This window comes from Paenibacillus terrae (assembly GCF_000943545.1).
Classification (GTDB): Bacteria; Bacillota; Bacilli; order Paenibacillales; family Paenibacillaceae; genus Paenibacillus; species Paenibacillus terrae_A.
Genome location: NZ_JTHP01000001.1, coordinates 193,382 through 214,919 on the forward strand (window position 1 = coordinate 193,382; position 21,538 = coordinate 214,919).

Below are 21,538 nucleotides of genomic sequence, written 5' to 3' on the forward strand. Positions count from 1 at the left end.
ATATAAGCCTTTGATGGCGGAACATTTTAGTATACTTCACAAATCGTGCATAAGCAGTATACAACCATCCGCGCAGCCTGTCAGCGGCAATGCTCACAGGCCCATATTCTATTATACCCTTCTGCGTTTCAATAAAGTTCGATAATCAGTTGTGAAGAAGGTGATAAATGAATTCTTACGCGTTTTGCAAATCATTTTACACAAACGGGATGTATTTTCAGAAAGACTGTGCTAACATACCCTTTGTTCGTTAAATAATTCTATGAAGAAAGGTGAATGAATGACAACCAGAGCACTAAAAAAAGGGTCAGTATTGTCCGAAGCCAAGGAACTGAATTTGTTCCATTTGACATGGCCCATTTTCCTCGAATTGTTCCTGTTTATGCTGATGGGCAGCGTCGATACGTTCATGATCAGTTCTGTATCTGATAATGCCGTGTCGGGTGTAGGCGCGTCCAACCAAATTATTTCAATTGCTATCCTTGTACTGGAGGTTATCGGCAACGGCGCTGCTATCGTCGTAGCTCAATATATCGGTTCTAAGAAGCTTGTCGAAGCGGCCCAGGTTACGGGTACGGCCATTACCTTGAATTTGATGGTAGGTCTTTTGCTTAGCGTGATTTTTCTTGTATTTGGTACTCATATGCTGCAATGGCTTAACGTCCAGGGAGATATTCTGGTTTATGCAGAATCCTATATGAGTATCGTCGGGGGTGCCATTTTCCTTCAGGCATTGATCAACGCGCTGGCGGCGACGATTCGTACACATGGTTTTACCAAGGAAACGATGTATGTATCCATGCTGATGAACGTGATCCACGTGGTCGGTAACTATGTTTTGATTTTCGGACATTGGGGAATGCCTGCGCTCGGCGTAGAGGGGGCAGCTATTTCTACGGTAGGAAGCCGCTTTATTTGTCTCTTGATCTTCTTCTGGCTGATGTACCGCGTAACCGAGGTACGTGTCGAATGGAAATATTACGTTCAATTATCCAAAAAGTTTATCGCTAAAATTTTGCGCATTGGTGTACCATCCGCGCTGGAGTCCATCATGTATCAGTCGTGTCAGCTCATCTTTACACTGTACGTGACCTATCTGGGTGCAGAAGCGATGGCAACCCGTCAATATGCCAATAACATTTCGAGCTATATCTACTTGTTCAGTATGGCGGTCGGCATGGGTACAGCCATCGTGGTCGGAAGGCTGGTCGGAGCGAGACAGAAGGATACAGCTTATAAACGTGTAATGAGTAGTGTAAAATGGGCGCTTCTGGTGACTGTGATTATTGATGTGATTATTATCTTTTTCCGCGTGCCATTGCTCAGCCTGTTCACCGAAAACCCTGAGATTATTCGCTTGGGAGCGCAGGTGATTTTACTTAGCATTCTGTTGGAAACCGGTCGGACGACGAATATCGTTATTATTAACTCGTTGCGTGCTGCTGGAGATGCCAAGTTCCCGGTCTTTATAGGACTGATCTCCATGGTCTGCATGAGCTTGCCACTCGGTTATCTGCTTGTGTTCAAGCTGGATATGGGACTTGCTGGTGTGTGGTTGGCGATTGCCGCAGATGAATGGACTCGTGCCTTCATTATGTATGCCCGCTGGAGAAGCCGTTTGTGGGAAAAGCATGCGCTGGTGGAGCACGATACACCAGATCAGCCAGCAACCCCAATTCCGGTACACTGATTCGAGGATCATTTATGATTATGTGGAGGTAGTTCAAGAGAGCATCTTGAACTGCCTCTTTTTGCTGTATGGAGAGAAAATACCAGTTAATAATGGCATTCATAAATCAGCATTTTGCATAATTCGATTCCCAACGCTCGAAAGTACAATATATAGACGAACTAAACCTTTTCGATCTATATATTGCTGATTTAAAATCGCTTTTGGGATTTATGCAAAATACTCAAATGGAAGTATGGTAAATTTACTAAAAAAAAGATATACTTTTGTTGCACTAATGCAGTGCATGCAGTACATGAAGGACAAGGAGCGTATCCATGAAGAAACCGACGATTGAAGATGTTGCCCAGAAGGCGGGAGTGTCTAAAAGCACCGTCTCGCAGTTTCTGAACAAACGATATAAATACATGAGCGACCAGACCAGAGACCGGATTGCCGAGGTCATTCGGGAATTAAATTATCAGCCCAACGGGCTGGCCCGCAGTTTAAAACAGAACCGGACGTTTATGGTGGGTGTCATTGTAGCCAACATTGATTACACGCTGTCGATCCAGTCCATTCGGGCTATTGAGGAGGAATTGCAGCGTTTTGGCATTCAGGTAATCATCTGTAACGCCGACGAAAACCCGGACAAGGAGAGCCAGTATATTGAGATGCTCAAGGCTCGTCAGGTGGACGGATTGATTATTTTCCCGACAGGCAAGCATGCGGATATTTACAACCAGCTCATTCGTGAAAAGTACCCGTTGGTGTTTTTGGATCGTCTGGTAGACGGTGTGAACACGCGCAGCCTGTTGCTGGATAACGAAATGGCGGTCAAGCTGGCGATTCAGGAGCTGGTGGCCCATAAGCATGAACGGATCGCGCTGATTACCCTGCCGCTGGGACTGAACCGGATTACTCCAAGGGTAGAGCGGTTGAGCGGGTACAAAAAGGCGCTGGAAGAGCGTGGCTTGCCCTTTCGGGAAGAGTACATGCGCAGTGTGTCGAAGGAGGATATTCAGCAGACGCTGGAGGAGCTATTTCAGTTGCCAGAGCCGCCGACTGCGCTGTTGGCCGGGAACGATATCGTGCTGGCAGAGGTGCTGAAATATGTGAATGCCCGACGTAAACGCATTCCGGCCGAGCTGTCCATTATCGGAATTGACGATGCAGAGTTTGCCCATATTTACAATCCGCCGATTACGACCATTACGCAGCCGATTGCGGATATGGGAAAGCAGGCTGCAAAGACTCTGTTGTCCAGCATCGAGGAGGGCGGCGAATCGGTTCCGATCATTTACCGCTTTGTGCCTGATTTAAACCGGGGTGAATCCGTCAAAACGTTGTAGGTGAACTTCTAATATCACATCATAAAAAAATAACCCGTATTCCTGTCTGCGTTATAAGCCTGCATATACTTGCTCAGGCCGCGCATAAGTGAATACGGGTTATTTGAGTTATCTCCGAAGCTTCCTAACTCACCCTTGTTGAGCTTGTGGAACCAGCGCTGAAGGAAAAGGCAGGGGTAAGAAACCTGCCTAATTCGTGCTGGCGCTGAGCAAAAAGGACTCCAGCTCGGATCGCGTAGGATAGCCGTCCATGTCTCCGGCTGACATGACAGCCAGTGCGCCGAGGGCGTTGCCGCGTTTGACCGCTTCGGCCAGGGGCAAGCCCTCCAGCAGTGCGCTGATGACGCCAGCGGCAAAGCCGTCGCCCGCCCCAACGGTATCGACGACATGCTCCACTCGGAAGCGTTTCACATATCCTTCTGCATCGGCGGATTTGTAATACGCTCCTTCTGTCCCCAGCTTGATGATGACCAGCGAAGTACCACGGTCAAGGTAGAAGGAAGCGATATCCTCAGGTGAGGTGTAGCCTGTCAATATTTTACCTTCATGAATGCCTGGCAGAAGCCAGTCGCAGCCCTCAGATGCCTCGTTAATAGCCTCTACCATCGTTTGCGTATCAGGCCATAACTTGGGTCTGAGGTTCGGATCGAAGGATACGGTTTTTCCTGCCTTTTTCATAAACTGCCGCGCATGTCGGGCGAAGTCACGACATTCGGGAGAAAGGGCGACAGAAATACCTGTAAAGTGCAGATGGCGTGCCCCGGCAAAGTATGCCTCGTTAAAATCGGCGATGCTTAATGTGGAAGCGGCAGAGTGTCTGCGAAAATACTCGACCTCCGGATCTCCGCTTGTGACTTTGGATTTAATCAGCATCCCGGTAGAGTGGTCTTTGGTAAACATGACGTTCTGGGTGTCGATCCCCTCCTGACGCAGTGCCCCGGCAATGAACCTGCCGAATGCATCCTCGCCTAATTTGGTCACGAGCCCCGCTCGTAGTCCCAACCGCGCCAAACCGGCCGAAACATTCGTCTCCGCCCCGGCCAGCGCTTTGGTGAACGAACGCACCTCATCCAGAGAGCCTGCCTCATTGGCGTAAAACATGGCCATCGGTTCTCCGAAGGTAACAGCATCCAATGTTGCGGTCATTCTAAATTCCTCCTTTGTTTAGTAAACTAAATCTGTAAGCGTATGCACCAATTGAATAAATTGAAATTATCACATAAATCGGTTTTTCACAATGAGGAAGTTGATATATTTGTTAAAAACTTTTTGGATAATGTAGATAAATAAATATGATTTTGTTTATCAAAAGGTAAAAAGAGTGTAAAAGTTCGCGAATATTAAGGTTTTTTCAAGGAATAGTGAAGAATTGGGTTGACACCCCCATAGATAATTATTACAATTCTAGCTAAGAAGTAGAGTTAGAAACCGCTTTTATAACAATTCCATTGATAAAAAAGTTTATCTAAACAGGAGGAATGTTTTTATGGAAATGCGTTATTCAACTCATCCCGAACATGCCAAGCATTTTACGACTGAAGAACTGCGTCAGCACTATTTGATACAGGAACTGTTTGTGCCTGAGGAAGTTAAGCTGGTTTATACGCATGAAGATCGTGTCATTATCGGGGGCATTCATCCCGTGAATAAATCCGTTGCGCTGGAAGGCAGCGATCAAATCAAGGCGGAAACCTTTTTGGAGCGCCGGGAACTGGGTATTTTTAATGTTGGCGGCAGCGGTACTGTAAAGGTAGACGGTGAAACCTACGAGTTGAACACGAAAGACTGTCTCTACGTAGGCAGAGGGGGCAAGGAGTTGATCTTTGAAAGCGATTCCAGCTCGAAACCTGCAAAATTTTACATTGTGTCGGCGCTGGCTCATACCACGTATCCGACAACGAAGCAGTCTTTTGCCGATGTGCCGTCTGAAAGTCTGGGCGCGCAGGAAACAGCCAATAACCGCACCTTGCGCCGCTTTATCCATGATGAAGGCATTCAGAGCTGTCAGCTGGTTATGGGGATGACGACACTGGAAAACGGAAGCGTATGGAACTCCATGCCGACACATGTCCATGATCGTCGTATGGAAGTGTATTTCTACTTTGAGCTGGATGAGAACGCCAGAATGTTCCACATGATGGGTGAGCCGAATGAGACGCGCCATCTGGTGATGAAGAATGATGAAGCGGTTATTTCGCCACCTTGGTCTATTCACTGTGGTGCGGCTACTGGCAGCTACACCTTCATTTGGGGCATGGCCGGCGAAAATAAAACTTACAAAGACATGGATCAGGTAGCCATGAGCGAGCTGCGTTAATCCGGTATATTGGAGCGGGGTACTGCAAGCGGCTAATGGAATATAGCCATCCCATTCGTGGAAAGGATCAGGAACATGACGAAAAAGAAAGTTTTAGAGCATATCACTTCGGTTGGTGTTGTCGCAGTCATTCGGGGAAACACAGCGGAGGAAGCGTACCAAATGTCCAAAGCCTGTATTGAAGGCGGTTTGGACAATATTGAGCTTACGTTTACCACGCCGGATGCGGATCAGGTGATTCGCAGATTGAGAGACGAATTTAAGAACCGGGCTGTTATTGGTGCGGGAACCGTACTAGAGCCGCTGACAGCGAGAATTGCTATTTTGGCTGGAGCAGAGTTCGTGGTGAGTCCTTCTTTTGAAGAAGAAACGGCGAAGCTGTGTAATTTGTACGCGATTCCCTATATGCCCGGTTGCATGACGCTGAATGAAATTAAGGAAGCGATGAAGCTGGGCAGTGATGTCGTGAAGCTGTTCCCTGGTAGTGCCATGGGTGCGGATTTTGTCAAGGCGGTCAAAGGGCCAATGCCTCATGTGCAAATTATGCCAACGGGCGGCGTCGATCTGGATAACATGGAAACATGGCTGCGCAACGGAAGTGTCGCAGTGGGCATCGGGGGAAACCTGACGGCTCCGGCCAAGGATGGTCGCTACGATCTGATCACAGAGAACGCTGCGCGTTATGTGGCTAAATATAAGGAAGTTCGTGCAGCGCTGTAGGATTCAGTAGAGGTATATATTTTAAACTAAAATATGATGGAGGCGTGGACATGGGTCTGGACAATTTTTCATTGGATTTTTTCAGTCTGAAAGGTAAAACGGCTATTGTAACGGGAGGCAACAGTGGTTTGGGTCAGGGCTATTCAGTAGCTCTAGCCAAAGCGGGCGCTGACCTGTTCATTGTAGCCAACAATGATGATTATGAAGAAACAAGACGTTTGCTCGAACCTACAGGTGTGAAGGTTGTCTTTCATGAGGCGGATCTGACGCAAAGAGAATCTATTACAAAGATTGTAGAAGAAGGCGTTAAGGCATTCGGTAAAATCGATATTCTCGTAAACAACGCAGGTACGATTCGTCGCGCTCCTTTGCTGGAGTACAAAGATGAGGATTGGGATGCGGTAATGGAAATCAACCTGAATGCTGTCTATCACCTGAGTCAGGAAGTAGCAAAGGTGATGGTTGAGCAAAAAAGCGGGAAAATTATCAATGTTGCTTCCATGCTTGCTTTTCAGGGTGGAAAGTTCGTTCCGCCGTATACAGCAAGTAAGCACGCAGTGGCTGGCTTGACCAAGGCGTTTGCCAACGAGCTGGCGGTTCATAACGTTCAGATTAATGCGATTGCCCCTGGTTATATTGCTACGGCGAACACAGCTCCAATCCGTGCGGATGAGAGCCGCAATCAGGAAATCTTGTCGCGTATTCCTGCGGGACGCTGGGGTGATCCGTCCGATTTGATGGGGGTAGTTGTTTTCCTCGCAAGTCAGGGCTCCGATTACATGAACGGTCATATTTTGGCAGTGGATGGCGGCTGGCTGGTACGTTAAGCGGCACTGGATGCATCTAAGTCATGGACCGAAAGCTGCCTCAAAAGGAAAGCATCCTTTTGGGCAGCTTTTGTTTGTTTGGCTGTAGCTGTGGTTATCGCTGAATTGAAGATTTGGAGTGCTACGCTTATCCGTCCTATGCATATGGCATAAATGCCATTATAATTTAATGAGATAGAAATTGCTCAGGCTCCAGCCGTACACTCGGTTGGAGCCTTTGAGCATAACACAGAAGGATTGGAGAATGGAGAGATGAATTCACAGCAACACCAAAGAGCTTTGGTATACAAATCCTTGTGGCATGCCGGTCCATGGGTGCTTGGTGCAGGGGTAATTTTGGTAGGTGCAAATTTACGTGCCTCTATTACTTCGGTAGGGCCACTTGTCGGCATGATTAAGGATTCCTTGCATATTTCGAATACACTGAGCGGCTTGTTAACCACATTACCGCTGCTTGCTTTTGCACTGTTGTCGCCTTTTGTAGCTAATCTGTCGCGCCGCTTCGGGTCCGCCCGTGTCATTTTTGGGGCATTACTGCTCTTGACCGCAGGTATTGTAGTGCGCTCTACGTTGGGAGTGACTGCATTATTTGCCGGGACGGCCATGCTGGGGCTGGCTATTGCAGTGTGTAATGTTTTGCTGCCCAGTCTAATCAAGGAAGAGTTCCCCCGCAACAGCGGACTGATGACCGGGGTGTATTCAGTCTCTATGAACGTGGTTGCTGCAACGGCATCCGGATTGAGCGTACCGTTGGCTCTGAGCGGAGGTATGGGCTGGCGCGGTTCTTTGGGAATATGGAGCATTGTGGGTGTGGTGGGTATTTTACTCTGGGTTCCCCAGCTTCTCAAGGCGCGCAAAACAGTCAATAAAGCGGCGGTGTCCGCCCGAACTGTGAGTGTGTATAAATCGTCTTTGGCCTGGAAGGTGACGTTGTTTATGGGGTTGCAATCTGCCTTGTTCTACGTCCCTGCCGCATGGTTTCCCGAGATGATGGTCGGACAGGGTATGGATTCGGAGACTGCGGGATGGATGCTGTCCGTTATGATGTTCTCGCAAATGCCGTTTACTTTTATTGTACCTATTTGGGCTGCACGGGTGAAAGATCAGCGAATATTGGTTCTGATCATGACTGCGCTGTATTTTGTTGGCTTGGGTGGATTTTTGCTGGGGGCTACGCAGTGGAGTGTGATTTGGGTGATTTGCATGGGTACAGCGGGTGGTTTTGCTTTTCCACTCGTGATGATGTTCTTTAATTTACGGACCCGAACACCGCAGCAGGCAGCGGAGTTGTCCGGTATGGCGCAATCCTTTGGTTATTTGTTGGCGGCGACGGGGCCGACACTGTTTGGCTATTTGCATGATGCTACACAGGGTTGGACCATTCCGCTGCTGCTGCTTTTGTGCCTGAGCGTATTGCTTCTGCTTACAGGGCTCGGTGCAGCCAAGAAACGATATGTCGGAGGCGAGGTGGATGATCAGGCTACAATTTGATGCAGACGGTTATAGTGTAATCTGTAGTGCAGATCGTGTTATGTTGTTGGCTAAAGAGTTTGCGCTACTGCGCTTCCTATACGATAACCGGAATCAGGTGTTCACCCGGGAACAACTGCTGGATCGTGTGTGGCCGCTGGAGTATCCGGTGGAGCGCACGGTGGATGATCATATCTACAGATTGCGCAAAAAGCTCAAGCCATGGAATGCTCTTCGTATTCATACGGTCCGGGGGTATGGCTACAGCTTGACCCTTACTGGCGTGCAACGACAGAATCATCCGTCCCTGCGCGATCAGGAGGTACAAGACGCTGTCCACGGACTGTTTCGAAAATATCAATTGCTGGGACAGGGCAATTCCATCGTGGCGCTGGCTGCTCAGCAGGAGCAGATGGGATTCGAATTGTCTCCTTTTTATCAGATGTATACCCGGTTTGTGCAGGCTGATATATTGTGGTTTTTGGAACGGGAGGACTTCGCTCCTAAAGATAGACTGTACTGGATGTTATTACTATATATAGGTACAGCAGGGGTAACGGATCAGAAGCTTGCTCTATGTGAGCAGGTGCTTTCCAGTGGATTACTATCCGCCGAGCAGGAGCGGGAATTGCGTATTCTCAACATCCTGGAGGCTTATGTGGAGAATGGACAACCTGAACGCGCACTGGAGAGACTTCCGCTGACTTTTGCAGTGATGGAGCGGGATGAGCTGGACAAATTTGTGATGCCTGTTGCGCTGATGGAGATGTACATGCATCTGGCCGCCAACCGTATGGAGGAGGCTAGGGTACTATCCGTTCGATTGGAAGGGATGCTATCTGAGGCTCCGTATTTGCGGGAGCTGGGGCGTTATCGGATGATGCAGGGATTCATGCTCCTGCTTACCGGGGGAGTGAACGAGGCCGAGCGGTTACTGGATGAGGGGCTGAACACGCTTGATATGGCTAAACAGGAGCTGCTTAAAATCAAGGCAGTCTGTCAAATCCGCGGCTTTTTGAAGCGTTATGGTGCTTTTCCTGCGTTGGAAGAGAAATATGCTACTCAATATGAACGACTTGATCGGGACAATGGCTTAACGATGCATCGTTTGGCACTAAGGCGTTGGTTGGAACAAACACTTTCTGCGGTCTGACATGTTTCTCGCTGTCTGATTTTCCTCTGATATAGGCCCGCTAGAATGTTCTTATTGCTAATAATGCAGAAAATGAGAGCAGGGTGAATAGAAATGAAGGAAAAAAAAGAATCAGAATCCACGCCCAGCATTTGGCGCAACGGCCGTTTTCGGCGGATGTTTGCGGCGCACACGGCTGCTTCCTTTGGCGATTGGTTTGATGCCATCGCCATTCAGGTGCTCGTCGCTTACCGCTGGGAGGCCGACCCCATGCTGATTGCGCTGATTCCGGTAGTGATGGCGCTGCCGGGTCTGCTGCTCGGCTCTATCGCGGGCACGTTAGCCGACCGGGTGCATAAGGCCCGGCTGATGATCGTCTGCGATGCAGTTATTGCCTTGTTGACGCTGGCGATTCTCGCTGTTCCGGGGCCAGCGTGGCTGTTGCCTCTGTTGGCTCTGCGTGCGGCAGCTGGCGTGTTCCAAATGCCATCACAGCAAGGCTTGACCCGCACTGTAGTCGCCAGCGGCGACCTGTTTCGGGCGACCTCGCTGAATGGGCTGGTCAATCAGGCTTCCAAAGTGGCAGGGCCATTGTTGGGCGCCATGACCTTGACTGTGCTGTCGCCCCAAGCGTGCATTATCCTTAATGCGCTGCTGCGCCTGTGCTCCGGCCTGGTGCTGTGGCCGCTGCGCGGAATCGGCCCCGCCCTCGTCAGCATAGAGCAGCAAGCGACTATTGCTGTGCTGCAAGGAAAGCCGGATTCGCCAAGCGAGGCTGAGGCCGATGAAGCCGAGCATCGGAAGGAGCGCGTCGGAGCGTCCCATTTTTTCAGCCAATGGCGCGAGGGCTGGGCGTTCCTATGGCGCAGCCGAATGCTTTTGCATACGCTTGTGTTCGGACTTTTCGGCATGATCGCCATTCTCATGATTGACTACCAGTTTCCGACACTGCTGCGAGTGCTCGCCCCGGGTAACGAATCGCTGCTCGGCTGGCTGGTTTCAGCCATAGGCGCTGGCGCCGTCGGATGCATGCTTGTGCTTAATCGCTTGAATCGCATAAGCGCAGGCTGGGGGCTCGGTGGAGGTTATGTGCTGGTTGGTGGAGCTATTGCTGCTTTAGGCTGGGCGCAACCGGGGACAGGATTACCCGTACTGCTTATGATTGGGGCCATGCTAGGCGTGGGAAACGGCCTGTACATCATCACCCAGAATACATATTGCAAGCCCGAACACCGGCCGATATGGTGGGGCGCGTCTTCGGTATCCAAAGTACCGTGACCGGAGCGATCATGATCGTCTCACCGCTTATCGGGGGTGTAATGATTCGTATGGCCGGACCAGGCACTACCTTTGTCTGGATTGGAGTGACGATTGGGGCTTTGGGTTTAGTCGGACTCATGCTTCAATCCGTCATTTGGCGTGAGTCACCTGCTGATTTTAACAATTCTGCTGTCAAAAATGCAGACCCTGCACAGTAGTTGGTTTCCAAATTTCGTAACTGCACATTTTTAGAATAGGAGGATGATTATGACTCAAAAATCTTCGTCCACAACGTCTGTGGCGCGGTTACTGGAGGGATCGCGGGTGTATCTGCGTCCGATTCACGTGGAGGACACCGAACTGTACTATAATACGTTGTTTGATCAGGACGTGAGGAGGATGACGGGTACGCAGCGCAGCTTTACCAAGGATCAAATTGGGCGTTATATTGAATCCAAAGGGCAGGATACCTCCAGCTTGCTGCTACTCATTGCCCTTCAGGAAGATGACCGTATCATCGGTGACATTGCTCTTCAGGATATGGACAGCCTGAACCGCAGTGCCAACATCCGCATTGCCATTAATGAACAGGAGAATCAGGGAAAAGGCTACGGCACTGAGGCGCTTGTGCTAATGCTGGATCACGGATTCGGTATCTGTAATCTGCATCGAATTGAGCTGAACGTGTATGATTTTAATGAACGGGCTATCCGTTGCTATGAAAAAATAGGCTTCCAACGTGAAGGCGCGCAACGGGATGCTTTATTTTATAATCATCAATACCATGACTCCATTCTGATGAGTATGCTGTCCTCTGAATACCGTGTCCGCTATGTAGAAAAAGCAGAGAACTGATTCAAAACGTTTACAGCGGTTTAATGAAAAGGTATAATAAAGGCATATATGCGCGAACCTATGTAGGTTACTGAATGACAACATAAAATGACAATGAATTACCGGAGGAGCCTGTCACCAAGGCTCCTCTTTGTCTTTTTTAAGGGGATCTGTAGCTACACAGGTTCCTTTTTTTGTTGTGTTCAGGGCAGGTCAGCACATATTTTGCGCAAAGTTTTAGCATTTTATCAATACTAGATGTCTACCATTTGATGATTAAAGGAGGTATATGAGCCATGCAATTTATATTGTATCTTTTGCTGATTCTGCTGTTTACTAAAGTGGCTGGTGATCTGTCGGTAAGGCTCGGTCAGCCTTCGGTGCTAGGGAAGCTGATTGCTGGTATTGTACTCGGTCCGGCGGTATTGGGGTGGGTTCAGAACAACACACTTATTCATGATATGTCTGAAATCGGAGTGCTGCTGCTGATGTTTATTGCCGGGCTGGAGACGGATCTGGAACAGCTTCGTCGTAACTGGAAACCCGCGGTAGCCGTAGCGGTTGGGGGGATTATTCTTCCGTTGATCTGCGGTTTTGGAGTCGGGGAAGCCTTCGGATTTTCGGTACATGAAGGATGGTTTCTCGGTGTTGTCCTGAGCGCCACTTCCGTCAGCATTACGGTGCAGGTGCTAAAGGATATGAACAAGCTTAACACCCGCGAAGGCTCGACGATTTTGGGTGCGGCAGTGCTGGATGATGTGCTGGTGGTAGTGCTGCTTGCAGTGATGATGAGTGTATTCGGGGTAGGAGGGGGAACATCTCTGGGGCTTCTCGTCGGCAAAAAGCTTCTTTTCTTTGTCGTCGCTATATTGGGAGGTTGGTTTGTGGTTCCCTGGATCATGAAAATACTGGCTCCGCTCAAGGTGACAGAGGCCACCATTACCGCTGCTTTGATCATCTGCTTCGGGTTTGCATATTTTGCAGATATGTTGGGTATGGCGGGCATTATCGGAGCCTTCGCTGCCGGGATTGCCATTTCGCAAACGAGCTTTAAGCATGTCGTAGAAGAAAAAGTGGAGCCTATCGCTTATTCCATCTTTGTCCCTGTGTTTTTTGTCAGCATTGGATTAAATGTTTCTTTCGAAGGAGTAGGGCAGCAGATCGGATTTGTCGTTGCTTTGACACTGGTTGCAATGGTTACGAAGTTGATCGGTGGCGGAATCGGGGCACGTTTGACAGGCTTTAATAACCGTTCTTCGCTCGCGATTGGCTCTGGTATGATATCTCGCGGCGAAGTCGCGCTCATTATCGCAGCTACCGGGCTGCAAACGGGTCTGCTGGCACAGCAATATTTTACATCCGTCATTATTGCTGTCATTCTGACGACTTTGGCTGCACCTCCGATCCTCAAGCTATGCTTTAGCGATAAGAAGTCTCCCGGCCGTGCAGAAGAAGGAAGCTGAGGCCTGACAGCATTGACAGCATCCTTAAGTTATACCTAAAAGACCCTGCGGGTTCATATTCTCACAGTGTGCATGGAAAGTCCGATTTGTAGCAAAACCGGACTTTCCATGACATATGGGACATGACCGAAGGGTCTTTTTTATCATACGTATATGTCGGATTAAGTGCAGGAATTAGGACTCGGATACCACGGTGAAGCGTTGATTCAGATGCTGTGGTTTCTCGATTTCGTCAATTACAGCCACCGCATAATCTTCATAGCTGACATAGCTTGCGCCTTTGGAATTGACTTGCAGCACATCTTTGCCAATTTTATAAGAGCCGGTGCGTTTGCCAAGAGCAAATTCAGCAGAAGGACTAATGAAAGTCCAGTTCAGATCGCTGGTTCCACGCAAAATTTCCAGGTTCTTTCCTTGATTATTAGCCGTTGGGTATACGAAATCCGGGAAACCCGGCGTGTCTTTTACCAACAAGGTTTGGGACTCATCTGTGAACAGGCTGCCTGCGCCGCCCACAACAATCAGGCGAGTACCGGACACATTACGCAGTGCTTCAATCAGAACGTTACCTGCATCTACATGCAGATGCTCTTGACCGAGTGGAGCAGCAAAAGCGTTAACGACAACGTCAAAGCCTTTCAGATCGTCTGTTTTCAGATCGAAAACGTCTTTTTGTACCACAGTCGCACGGCTGTCTGTTACTTTGGCAGAGTCGCGAACGATCGCCGTTACCTCATGCCCTCTGTCCAATGCCTCTTTAACTATGTTGCCTCCTGCTTTACCACCTGCACCAATAACTGCAATTTTCATAATGAATAACCTCCTATAAATGTTATTTAGATTACTAGTTTGATCATGGGTTTGCCCTGTTCATTCACGAACTCAGATATGTAACTATTATAGTTACAAAATATAATGAAAGTCAAGCCCTTGTGTTGGGCATCCTAAAGCCATCCGATTAAAAAGAAATGATCTCGTTTAAGTATATAAGGTGAAGCTGAATGAGCCTAGATAAGCAACTTTGGATGGATAAAAACAACAGACAGGAAAGGAAGAGTGAACCGATATGAGTAAAAAGGTACAGCTTGAACCCACAGCGCAGAAGTTCGCAGACGATAACGCCAAGCCTCCGTTTCTGTACGATTTGGGCCCTGAAAAGGGACGTGAAACGGTCAATGAGGTCCAATCCGGTCCGGCAGACAAGCCTGCCGCAGACGTGGAAGACTTGTCTATTTCCGGCGGCCCAAGCGGGGAGGTCAAGGTCCGGATTGTTCGTCCGCAACAGGTGACAGGGAACCTCCCGGTTATTGTATACATCCACGGGGCAGGATGGGTATTCGGTAATGCCCATACGCATGATCGTCTGATCCGTGAGCTGGCTGTGGGTGCGCAGGCAGCGGTTGTATTCCCGGAATACAGCTTGTCACCTGAAGCAAGATATCCGACGGCAATTGAGGAAATCTACGCGGTCGTTCAGTGGGTGGCTCAGCATGGACGCGAGCATGGGCTGAAGCCTGATACGCTGACGGTAGCTGGAGACAGTGTCGGCGGTAACATGACCGCAGCCGTAACATTGCTTGCCAAGGAACGAAGCGGTCCTGCTATCCGACAGCAGTTGTTGTTCTACCCGGTGACAGACGCTTCTTTTGACACGGAATCGTATCATGAATTCGCCACAGGGTATTTCCTGAGCCGTGAAGGGATGCAATGGTTCTGGGATCAATACACGACAGATCCCAATGAACGGGCACAGATTACGGCGTCACCGCTGCGGGCAACGACCGAACAGCTCAAGGGGCTGCCGCCAGCATTGGTCATCACAGGCGAGGCTGACGTGCTGCGGGATGAAGGGGAAGCTTATGCGAACAAGCTGCGTGAGGCCGGGGTGGATGTGATCGCTGCCCGCTTTCAGGGCATCATTCACGACTTCGTGATGCTGAACCCGTTATCGGGAACCGCAGCCAAGCGCGGGGCGATTGCTCTGGCTACCTCGTGGCTGCGCCAAGGCTTTGAGGGTTAAAGTTTAGCGCAATATACAAGAATCCAACAGGCTGTTGTGTCGTCAGTTTGCCAAGAATGAGGGCTGTCTTCCCAGCAGGTATTTATGGCCGGGAGGGCAGCCTTTATACATACCTAAGATGAAACCGCTTCACGTTCGTTGAACAGAGTGATAATATAAAATTTGAAAGAGTTGACCGACAATCAGCATAAGGAGGATATCCATGCCATTTCAGGGACAACGCATTTTGCCTGCGGCTAAGCATATGAAGCAGCTGGAGGATATTTTGGACAGCTCCTATGAGTATGCGGTTTTTCTGGATACGCACGTAGCACATCTACGCAGCCTGTACCAGTTGGCGCGGAGCCATAACAAGCGGATGCTTCTTCATGCCGATCTGGTGCAGGGCTTAAAGAATGATGAATATGCCACTGAATATTTGTGTCAGGAGATTAAGCCGTTTGGTATTATTTCGACCCGATCCGGTGTGATTGCGACCGCCAAAAAGAAGGGGATTCTCGCTGTACAACGGGTATTCATGCTAGATACGATTGCGCTGGAAAAAAGCTACGCACTGGTGGAAAAAACGCGACCCGATTACATCGAGGTACTGCCCGGCGTTGTTCCGCCCATGATTACAGAGGTCAGTGAACGCACGGGTATTCCCATCTTGGCAGGAGGACTGATTCGTACCCCTGAGGATGTGGAAGCAGCGCTCGTTGCCGGAGCTACAGCGGTAACAACATCCAATAAACAGCTGTTCGAGCATTATAGGCAATAGCTAATAACCCCTTTTCACGGAGTACAGTGTGTGCTAGGATATAGATAAGTTAATACTCGTCAGGAGATTTGGAGAGACCATGAACCGCTCGGCATACGCCGCAGCGATGTTCGTGGTCTTTTTTTGTATCTTTTGATGACTGGGTTGGCAGATCGCATCGTGAATATATACAAAGCTGGAGGGATAGATGATGGGAGAACAGGGATTTGCTGCGCAGGAGAGAACGGCTGTTTTGGAGCGTATGGGGCGTGAGCATTTTGATATTTTAATTATTGGCGGCGGCATTACAGGGGCAGGGATTGCGCTGGATGCCGCTGATCGCGGCTTGAAGACAGCGCTGGTCGAGATGCAGGATTTTGCGGCAGGCACGTCCAGCCGATCTACCAAGCTGGTGCATGGCGGTCTTCGATATTTGAAGCAATTTGAGGTTAAAATGGTAGCCGAGGTCGGGAAGGAGCGGGCAATTGTATTCGAAAATGGCCCGCATGTGACCACGCCGGAGCGTATGCTGCTTCCGTTTCACAAGGGAGGCACGTTTAACGCATTTACCACTTCTGTCGGACTGCTGGTATATGATTTTCTCGCCGGGGTTAAGCATAGCGAACGCCGCCGAATGCTGGATATTCGGGCTACGCTGGAGCGGGAGCCTTTGTTGAAGAGGGAAGGACTGAAGGGGAGCGGCAGCTATGTGGAGTACCGTACGGATGATGCTCGCCTGACGATTGAGGTCATGAAGGAGGCTGTTGCACGAGGGGCTATAGCTGTAAACTACGCCAAGGCTGACAAGCTGCTGTATGAAGACGGACGAATCAGCGGCACAAGCGTAACGGATCGGGTAACGGGGCAGTCTCACGAAATCCGGGCTTCGCTGGTTATTAACGCCGCCGGACCGTGGGTGGATACGCTGCGGGAGATGGATCGGTCCAAAGAAGGCAAGGTACTTCGCTTGACCAAAGGTGTCCATCTGGTGTTCGATGCCAAGCGGTTCCCGCTCAGACAGGCCGTTTATTTTGATACACCGGATGGACGGATGGTATTCGCCATTCCCCGTGACGGGAAAACGTACGCGGGTACGACCGACACTGTATACGAAGGGGATACAGCCCATCCCCGAATGACCGCCGAAGACCGGACCTATGTACTTCAAGCGATCAACGGCATGTTTCCTGAGGTGAAGCTGACCGTCAAGGATGTGGAATCAAGCTGGGCAGGTGTGCGGCCGCTCATTTATGAGGACGGCAAAAGCCCTTCGGAAATTTCGCGCAAGGATGAAATTTGGGAATCCCGCTCGGGCCTGATCACGATTGCGGGTGGCAAGCTGACAGGCTACCGGAAAATGTCCGAGCTGGTTGTAGACCGTGTGGTACGGGAGCTGGGGCGCTTGCACGGGCAGACCTTCCGGGCATGCCGCACCAGGCACATCCCGATCTCGGGCGGCAACGTAGGCGGCTCCGTCGGTTGGGAAGCCTTCGTGAGCGGGCAAGCGGTAGCGGGTGCTGCGCTCGGGTTGCCGCCAGAAACCGCTAGAGCGTGGGCCACCCGATACGGCTCCAATGTGGAGCGGCTGTTTGCCATAGCGGCACGCAGCATGAAGGAGGCCAGCGAGACGGAATCCGCGCTGCCCGTGGAAGTGCGTGTCCCGCTCCTGTATGCCATGGAGCAGGAAATGACGGTGACACCATCTGATTTCTTCATACGCCGAACCGGGGCGTTGTTCTTTCAGATTGACGGGGTGAAGCGCTGGAGGCAGCCCGTCATTGCGCTAATGTCTGAGCATGCAGGCTGGAGCGCCGCGCAAGAGCGCCAATATGCGGCAGAGCTGGACGCTTATTTACGTGAAGCTGTGACACCTGTTGAGGCAGATGAGAAATCTGGCGCTGTTAAAGCAATTTGATTGCATGAAAGATGAGGGGGCCTTGCTCCCGAATAGGCGAAGAACCACCGTCCCACTACAGCTAGTGGAACGGAGGTTCTTTGTTTTGTATATGAAGAACTCACAGCATCAAGTGGAACAAGAACGGCGCAGCCGCCAAGGTAAAGAGGGCGGCGAGCACCATAGAGATGCTGGAAATAGTGCCCGTCAGCGAACTGAACTCGAACGCTTTGGAAGTACCTGTACCATGAGCCCCGGTACCGAGCAGTACACCGCGCGAAACTTCATTTTCGATATGGAACAGCTTCACGATCATCGGACCGATAATGAGACCGCTCAATCCGGTTAAAATAACGAACACAGCCGTGACTGTCGGATTACCGCCAATCGTTTGTGAAACATTCATGGCAATCGGTGTCGTAATGGAGCGAGGAATCAGGCTGCTCATCAGCGAGGAATCCAGATGCATCCATTTGGCGAGTACCATGGAGGATACTACGGCTACGACTGAACCGGACAGCACGCTAAGCACGATTTGGGTCGCATGTTTTTTCAGCACAGGGAAATATCGGTACAAAGGGACGGCAAATGCAATCGTGGCTGGTTGGAGCAGCATGGAGAGCAAATGGGCACCCGAATTATAGGAACGGTAATTTATACCCGAAAGCGTCAAAATTAAAATAATAATGATCGGTGTAATGAGTAGTGGAGACAAATACACCTTGGGGAGCGTGCGGTACATGCGTTTGGCCATCCAGTAAATAGCGAGCGTCAGTATAATACATAGAAGACCGATCATGATGATTTGTGCTCCTTTCGTTTGCCGAGCAGACTGGCGATCATGCCCGTGCAGGCCATCACGAGAAAGGTACCAAGCAGTACGACCAGCATAATGCTCATACCATCGTGCTCCAGCATCGGCCAATAATTCATAACGCCGACAGCGGAGGGAATAAAGAATAATAGCAGTTCGGCCAGCAGCCAGTTTGCGCCGATCTCAATCCAGCTTAGGCGGATCACGCCCGTTTGTAGCAGAATAAAGAGAATCAGCATGCCGATAATGCTACCGGGTACAGGCAGGTGGAGCCAGGAGACCATCGCGTTCAGGATGAGCGAAAAGGCCATCAGGACGGCGATCTGGAGGACACCGCGTATGAAGCTTTTCATATATAATGGCTCCTATCTATGAGTTCCGTTATTTTTCAAACTGTAATGAAATTTTACATCACAAGCTTTCATGAGTAAAATGCATATAAAGAATACGATGTATTCCGTTTGTCTATGGAAGAAGGTGATGGGATGGATATCCGACATTTGCAGTATTTTTTGGAGGTCGCGCGCTTGCGCAGCTTTACGAAGGCGGCCCAGAGCATGTTTATTACACAGCCGACGATCAGCAAGACGATTAAAAGCCTGGAGGATGAATTGGGTGTCGCTTTGTTTGACCGGATCGGCAAAAGAATCGAGCTGACGGACGCGGGCAAGGTGATTGAGCTTCAGGCGCAAGCGATTGTGAAGTCCTTCCAGAGCTTGTCCTCCGAGCTGAGTGATTTGATGAACCTGAAAAAAGGGCACATCCGTATCGGTCTGCCTCCCATGGTCGGATCGAGCTTTTTTCCGCGTGTCATTGGGGAATTTCACAAGGCATATCCCGATGTGACCATTCAGCTATTTGAGGATGGGGCAAAAAAAGTAGAACAGGACGTAGGCGCGGGCGCACTGGATATTGGTGTAATTGTGCTGCCAGCGAGTGGGGATATATTCGAGACGTTTCTGTTCGTGGAGGAAAAGCTGAACTTGCTGGTTCACCCTACGCATGTACTGGCAGAGCGTACAGAGGTACCGTTGGCAGCGCTGGCGGAGGAATCGTTTGTGCTGTTCCGCGAGGATTTTACACTGCATGACCGTATTATTGCAGAGTGTGTCCGGGCTGGCTTCCAGCCGCGCGTCGTCTATGAAAGCTCACAATGGGACCTGATCAGCGAAATGGTTGCTGCGAACTTGGGGATAGCACTGCTGCCGGAAGCGATTTGCCGTGAACTTGATTCTGAACGATTGCGTGTTATTCCACTCGTTGATCCCGTTATTCCCTGGCATCTAGGGATGATCTGGCGAAAGGATCGGTATCTGTCCTTTGCCGCGAGAGAATGGATTACGTTTACGCAGGAACTACTGCGGACGGAGTACCGAAGAAAGTAGTAAGCGAAGAAGTAAGGGAAGAAATAGTAAGATGGGGGTGTCCTACCGGAAAGTTAACACGTACAGGTACGGCTGCGGGACACGAGGCTATGTATAAAAAAAGCTGCCCGTAAGGGCAGCGGTGTAGCTTTCTTCTATGGATGTGCCTGATTGTCACCATTTATCGCTCGCTTGGTGTGGAGATACTTGTCCATAATTCGGTCAAGCCGAGAGGATTTGACCAATACACGTTCATCCCTTAATCCATGTAAGGTTGCCATACGATTTAGTTCGCGGCGTTCTTTTTCCATGAGTTTTTCCAATTGTTCGAGGTCCAAAAAGCCCACCCCCCATGTCGATTGTAAGGCATGTCTCCTCTAACGGCAGAAGATTTTCTAATACAAATCTTATTTCCATTTTACCACTTTTTATTAACAATAATCCAGCTTTCCAGACATGTAGCGACATATAATTATCGTTTTGCTATTTCTACCCGATTGCGTCCTGAGCGTTTGGCTTCATATAGAGCGTCGTCCACCTTCTCCAATAATTTATCCGCTGCAATGGTAGGAAAGCTGCCTGCTCCGATAGATACCGTCAGAGGAACGATGGTTCCGTCATTTAGTTGAAAGGGACCGTTTTCCACAGCCTTTCGAATCTTTTCGGCAAAGCTTGCTGCTTTCTGGCTGTCGCAATCTCCAATCAGAATGGCAAATTCTTCTCCACCTTTACGGGAGGGGTATGTCCTTCTTGTAGACTCCCGGTTTAACAAAATTCCCAATTGGTTTAAGACGGTGTCACCGTTCAAATGACCATACGTATCATTAATATTTTTAAAGTGGTCAATATCCAGCATCACGACCCCAAAAGGTTGCTTTGTAGCCTTGGAAGTATGAAAGACCTCTTCAAATAGCGCATCAAAAGCACGCGGACTGTATAATCCGGTTAAATGGTCCCGATTCGCAGCCTCTTCGAGTAGATGAATGGCCCGTTCTGTTTTTTTGATATGGGACACCATAAAATAAGTGAACAGGCCGCCAAGCAACTTAACGGTTGTGACTATTATAATCGTTTCATTATTAGGAGGATTAACCACATAGAAAGTAGATAACAGTGACACAACAGCAGCTCCAAGCACGGCTGACATCCATTTGCGGAGGGTTAGGCTTTTTTCTCGAATGAAGGTAAGTGAAATGCCCAGTGTCATGAAGCAATTGACAGTAGCAGTCAGAGAAACATCTGTCCAACCACCGGTGATGTAAATACGGTACAGGCTTATGATCAGGGTGGTCAACAGACCGGAAATTGTTCCTCCCATATAAACAGATATGATAATAGCCAAATGGCGCAGATCGACCACAAAATGCCCGCGGATCCATAAACCAGTCATCATTAAAAGAATACCAAACAGTCCCAGCATTAAACCGTTCATTACTCGATAAAGGAATACATGTTTTTCCAGGTAACGTTCATATTTTCGGAAAAGTAAATTACCAAAGAATAAGAAGCTTGTTAATAATGCAAAATTGTTAATTAATTCTTTTACCATATCCCTATCCTTTATGCTGTAATGTGGATTGTAGTATCGTTGAAGAATAAAGTAAAAAGCCTCGTTTCTATATTTCGGTAAAAAGTAGGCATGAGTGAATACCAATCGACTACA

General features: G+C 49.3%; 19 protein-coding genes and 1 pseudogene. 14 read left to right on the top strand and 6 right to left on the bottom strand.

All coding sequences use genetic code 11. From position 1 onward, the window contains the following. Positions 1 to 280 precede the first annotated feature (280 nt). The gene (locus QD47_RS00810) at positions 281 to 1,690 is read left to right on the top strand and encodes an MATE family efflux transporter (protein ID WP_044644315.1); all 1,410 of its coding nucleotides are present in this window, start codon (positions 281 to 283) and stop codon (positions 1,688 to 1,690) included. A gap of 317 nt (positions 1,691 to 2,007) precedes the next feature. Next, complete coding sequence (locus QD47_RS00815) at positions 2,008 to 3,021, top strand: LacI family DNA-binding transcriptional regulator (RefSeq protein ID WP_044644316.1); 1,014 nt, start codon at positions 2,008 to 2,010, stop codon at positions 3,019 to 3,021. 189 nt (positions 3,022 to 3,210) lie between these two features. On the opposite strand, the gene QD47_RS00820 is transcribed toward QD47_RS00815, so the two are convergent. Then, a complete protein-coding gene (locus tag QD47_RS00820; protein WP_044644317.1) occupies positions 3,211 to 4,167 on the bottom strand; it encodes a sugar kinase in 957 nt (318 codons plus the stop codon). A 340-nt stretch (positions 4,168 to 4,507) separates the two neighbouring features. On the opposite strand from QD47_RS00820, the gene kduI reads away from it, so the two are divergent. From kduI to QD47_RS00860, 8 genes and pseudogenes are all read left to right on the top strand, one after another. Next, positions 4,508 to 5,338 carry a 5-dehydro-4-deoxy-D-glucuronate isomerase gene (gene kduI / locus QD47_RS00825; protein ID WP_044644318.1) on the top strand — a complete coding sequence of 277 codons (831 nt, stop codon included), beginning with the start codon at positions 4,508 to 4,510 and terminating at the stop codon, positions 5,336 to 5,338. Between the two features lie 75 nt (positions 5,339 to 5,413). Next, positions 5,414 to 6,058: a bifunctional 2-keto-4-hydroxyglutarate aldolase/2-keto-3-deoxy-6-phosphogluconate aldolase gene (locus tag QD47_RS00830; protein WP_044644319.1), complete on the top strand. Its 645-nt coding sequence runs from the start codon at positions 5,414 to 5,416 to the stop codon at positions 6,056 to 6,058. Between the two features lie 50 nt (positions 6,059 to 6,108). Then, positions 6,109 to 6,885, top strand: coding sequence for a 2-dehydro-3-deoxy-D-gluconate 5-dehydrogenase KduD (gene kduD, locus QD47_RS00835; protein WP_044644320.1), 777 nt, complete (start codon positions 6,109 to 6,111; stop codon positions 6,883 to 6,885). A gap of 252 nt (positions 6,886 to 7,137) precedes the next feature. Beyond that, positions 7,138 to 8,376 (top strand): CynX/NimT family MFS transporter, encoded by a 1,239-nt coding sequence (locus QD47_RS00840; RefSeq protein WP_044644321.1) that lies wholly within the window; start codon positions 7,138 to 7,140, stop codon positions 8,374 to 8,376. Continuing rightward, the gene (locus QD47_RS00845) at positions 8,357 to 9,508 is read left to right on the top strand and encodes a winged helix-turn-helix domain-containing protein (RefSeq protein WP_044644322.1); all 1,152 of its coding nucleotides are present in this window, start codon (positions 8,357 to 8,359) and stop codon (positions 9,506 to 9,508) included. The genes QD47_RS00840 and QD47_RS00845 overlap by 20 nt, the downstream gene beginning before the upstream one ends. 93 nt (positions 9,509 to 9,601) lie before the next feature. Beyond that, positions 9,602 to 10,965: pseudogene (locus QD47_RS00850) on the top strand (MFS transporter). Between the two features lie 49 nt (positions 10,966 to 11,014). Then, on the top strand, positions 11,015 to 11,602 hold the full coding sequence (locus QD47_RS00855; RefSeq protein ID WP_200893375.1) for a GNAT family N-acetyltransferase: 588 nt from the start codon (positions 11,015 to 11,017) through the stop codon (positions 11,600 to 11,602). Between the two features lie 275 nt (positions 11,603 to 11,877). Beyond that, on the top strand, positions 11,878 to 13,044 hold the full coding sequence (locus QD47_RS00860; protein WP_044644323.1) for a cation:proton antiporter: 1,167 nt from the start codon (positions 11,878 to 11,880) through the stop codon (positions 13,042 to 13,044). Positions 13,045 to 13,218: 174 nt separating this feature from the next. Here QD47_RS00860 and QD47_RS00865 read toward each other — a convergent pair whose 3' ends face one another. Further along, a complete protein-coding gene (locus tag QD47_RS00865) occupies positions 13,219 to 13,854 on the bottom strand; it encodes an NAD(P)-dependent oxidoreductase (protein ID WP_044644324.1) in 636 nt (211 codons plus the stop codon). Positions 13,855 to 14,110: 256 nt separating this feature from the next. On the opposite strand from QD47_RS00865, the gene QD47_RS00870 reads away from it, so the two are divergent. From QD47_RS00870 to QD47_RS00880, 3 genes are all read left to right on the top strand, one after another. Further along, complete coding sequence (locus tag QD47_RS00870; protein WP_044644325.1) at positions 14,111 to 15,064, top strand: alpha/beta hydrolase; 954 nt, start codon at positions 14,111 to 14,113, stop codon at positions 15,062 to 15,064. Between the two features lie 202 nt (positions 15,065 to 15,266). After that, on the top strand, positions 15,267 to 15,824 hold the full coding sequence (locus QD47_RS00875) for a glycerol-3-phosphate responsive antiterminator (protein WP_044644326.1): 558 nt from the start codon (positions 15,267 to 15,269) through the stop codon (positions 15,822 to 15,824). 190 nt (positions 15,825 to 16,014) lie between these two features. Next, positions 16,015 to 17,718, top strand: a complete 1,704-nt coding sequence (locus QD47_RS00880; protein WP_044644327.1) for a glycerol-3-phosphate dehydrogenase/oxidase — start codon at positions 16,015 to 16,017, stop codon at positions 17,716 to 17,718. A 100-nt stretch (positions 17,719 to 17,818) separates the two neighbouring features. Here QD47_RS00880 and QD47_RS00885 read toward each other — a convergent pair whose 3' ends face one another. After that, positions 17,819 to 18,496, bottom strand: coding sequence for a CidB/LrgB family autolysis modulator (locus QD47_RS00885; RefSeq protein WP_044644328.1), 678 nt, complete (start codon positions 18,494 to 18,496; stop codon positions 17,819 to 17,821). Further along, positions 18,493 to 18,864, bottom strand: coding sequence for a CidA/LrgA family protein (locus QD47_RS00890; RefSeq protein ID WP_025683925.1), 372 nt, complete (start codon positions 18,862 to 18,864; stop codon positions 18,493 to 18,495). Before QD47_RS00890 ends, QD47_RS00885 begins: the two co-directional genes overlap by 4 nt. Positions 18,865 to 18,996: 132 nt before the next feature. Here QD47_RS00890 and cidR point away from each other — a divergent pair, with 132 nt between their 5' ends. Then, entirely contained in the window at positions 18,997 to 19,896 is a 900-nt protein-coding gene (gene cidR / locus QD47_RS00895; RefSeq protein WP_044644329.1) for a cidABC operon transcriptional activator CidR, read from the top strand. Between the two features lie 134 nt (positions 19,897 to 20,030). Here cidR and QD47_RS00900 read toward each other — a convergent pair whose 3' ends face one another. Continuing rightward, the gene (locus QD47_RS00900; RefSeq protein WP_044644330.1) at positions 20,031 to 20,213 is read right to left on the bottom strand and encodes an aspartyl-phosphate phosphatase Spo0E family protein; all 183 of its coding nucleotides are present in this window, start codon (positions 20,211 to 20,213) and stop codon (positions 20,031 to 20,033) included. Between the two features lie 134 nt (positions 20,214 to 20,347). Then, entirely contained in the window at positions 20,348 to 21,424 is a 1,077-nt protein-coding gene (locus QD47_RS00905; protein WP_044644331.1) for a diguanylate cyclase, read from the bottom strand. Positions 21,425 to 21,538 lie beyond the last annotated feature (114 nt).

What these genes read in the sequence shown, in the direction of transcription:
- QD47_RS00865 (WP_044644324.1), bottom strand. Translation starts at nt 13,854, where the DNA reads ATGAAAATTGCAGTTATTGGTGCAGGTGGTAAAGCAGGAGGCAACATA.
- QD47_RS00860 (WP_044644323.1), top strand. Translation starts at nt 11,878, where the DNA reads ATGCAATTTATATTGTATCTTTTGCTGATTCTGCTGTTTACTAAAGTG.
- kduD (WP_044644320.1), top strand. Translation starts at nt 6,109, where the DNA reads ATGGGTCTGGACAATTTTTCATTGGATTTTTTCAGTCTGAAAGGTAAA.
- QD47_RS00905 (WP_044644331.1), bottom strand. Translation starts at nt 21,424, where the DNA reads ATGGTAAAAGAATTAATTAACAATTTTGCATTATTAACAAGCTTCTTA.
- QD47_RS00840 (WP_044644321.1), top strand. Translation starts at nt 7,138, where the DNA reads ATGAATTCACAGCAACACCAAAGAGCTTTGGTATACAAATCCTTGTGG.
- QD47_RS00830 (WP_044644319.1), top strand. Translation starts at nt 5,414, where the DNA reads ATGACGAAAAAGAAAGTTTTAGAGCATATCACTTCGGTTGGTGTTGTC.
- QD47_RS00815 (WP_044644316.1), top strand. Translation starts at nt 2,008, where the DNA reads ATGAAGAAACCGACGATTGAAGATGTTGCCCAGAAGGCGGGAGTGTCT.
- cidR (WP_044644329.1), top strand. Translation starts at nt 18,997, where the DNA reads ATGGATATCCGACATTTGCAGTATTTTTTGGAGGTCGCGCGCTTGCGC.
- QD47_RS00820 (WP_044644317.1), bottom strand. Translation starts at nt 4,167, where the DNA reads ATGACCGCAACATTGGATGCTGTTACCTTCGGAGAACCGATGGCCATG.
- QD47_RS00890 (WP_025683925.1), bottom strand. Translation starts at nt 18,864, where the DNA reads ATGAAAAGCTTCATACGCGGTGTCCTCCAGATCGCCGTCCTGATGGCC.
- QD47_RS00870 (WP_044644325.1), top strand. Translation starts at nt 14,111, where the DNA reads ATGAGTAAAAAGGTACAGCTTGAACCCACAGCGCAGAAGTTCGCAGAC.
- QD47_RS00845 (WP_044644322.1), top strand. Translation starts at nt 8,357, where the DNA reads ATGATCAGGCTACAATTTGATGCAGACGGTTATAGTGTAATCTGTAGT.
- QD47_RS00810 (WP_044644315.1), top strand. Translation starts at nt 281, where the DNA reads ATGACAACCAGAGCACTAAAAAAAGGGTCAGTATTGTCCGAAGCCAAG.
- QD47_RS00855 (WP_200893375.1), top strand. Translation starts at nt 11,015, where the DNA reads ATGACTCAAAAATCTTCGTCCACAACGTCTGTGGCGCGGTTACTGGAG.
- QD47_RS00880 (WP_044644327.1), top strand. Translation starts at nt 16,015, where the DNA reads ATGGGAGAACAGGGATTTGCTGCGCAGGAGAGAACGGCTGTTTTGGAG.
- QD47_RS00875 (WP_044644326.1), top strand. Translation starts at nt 15,267, where the DNA reads ATGCCATTTCAGGGACAACGCATTTTGCCTGCGGCTAAGCATATGAAG.
- QD47_RS00885 (WP_044644328.1), bottom strand. Translation starts at nt 18,496, where the DNA reads ATGATCGGTCTTCTATGTATTATACTGACGCTCGCTATTTACTGGATG.
- kduI (WP_044644318.1), top strand. Translation starts at nt 4,508, where the DNA reads ATGGAAATGCGTTATTCAACTCATCCCGAACATGCCAAGCATTTTACG.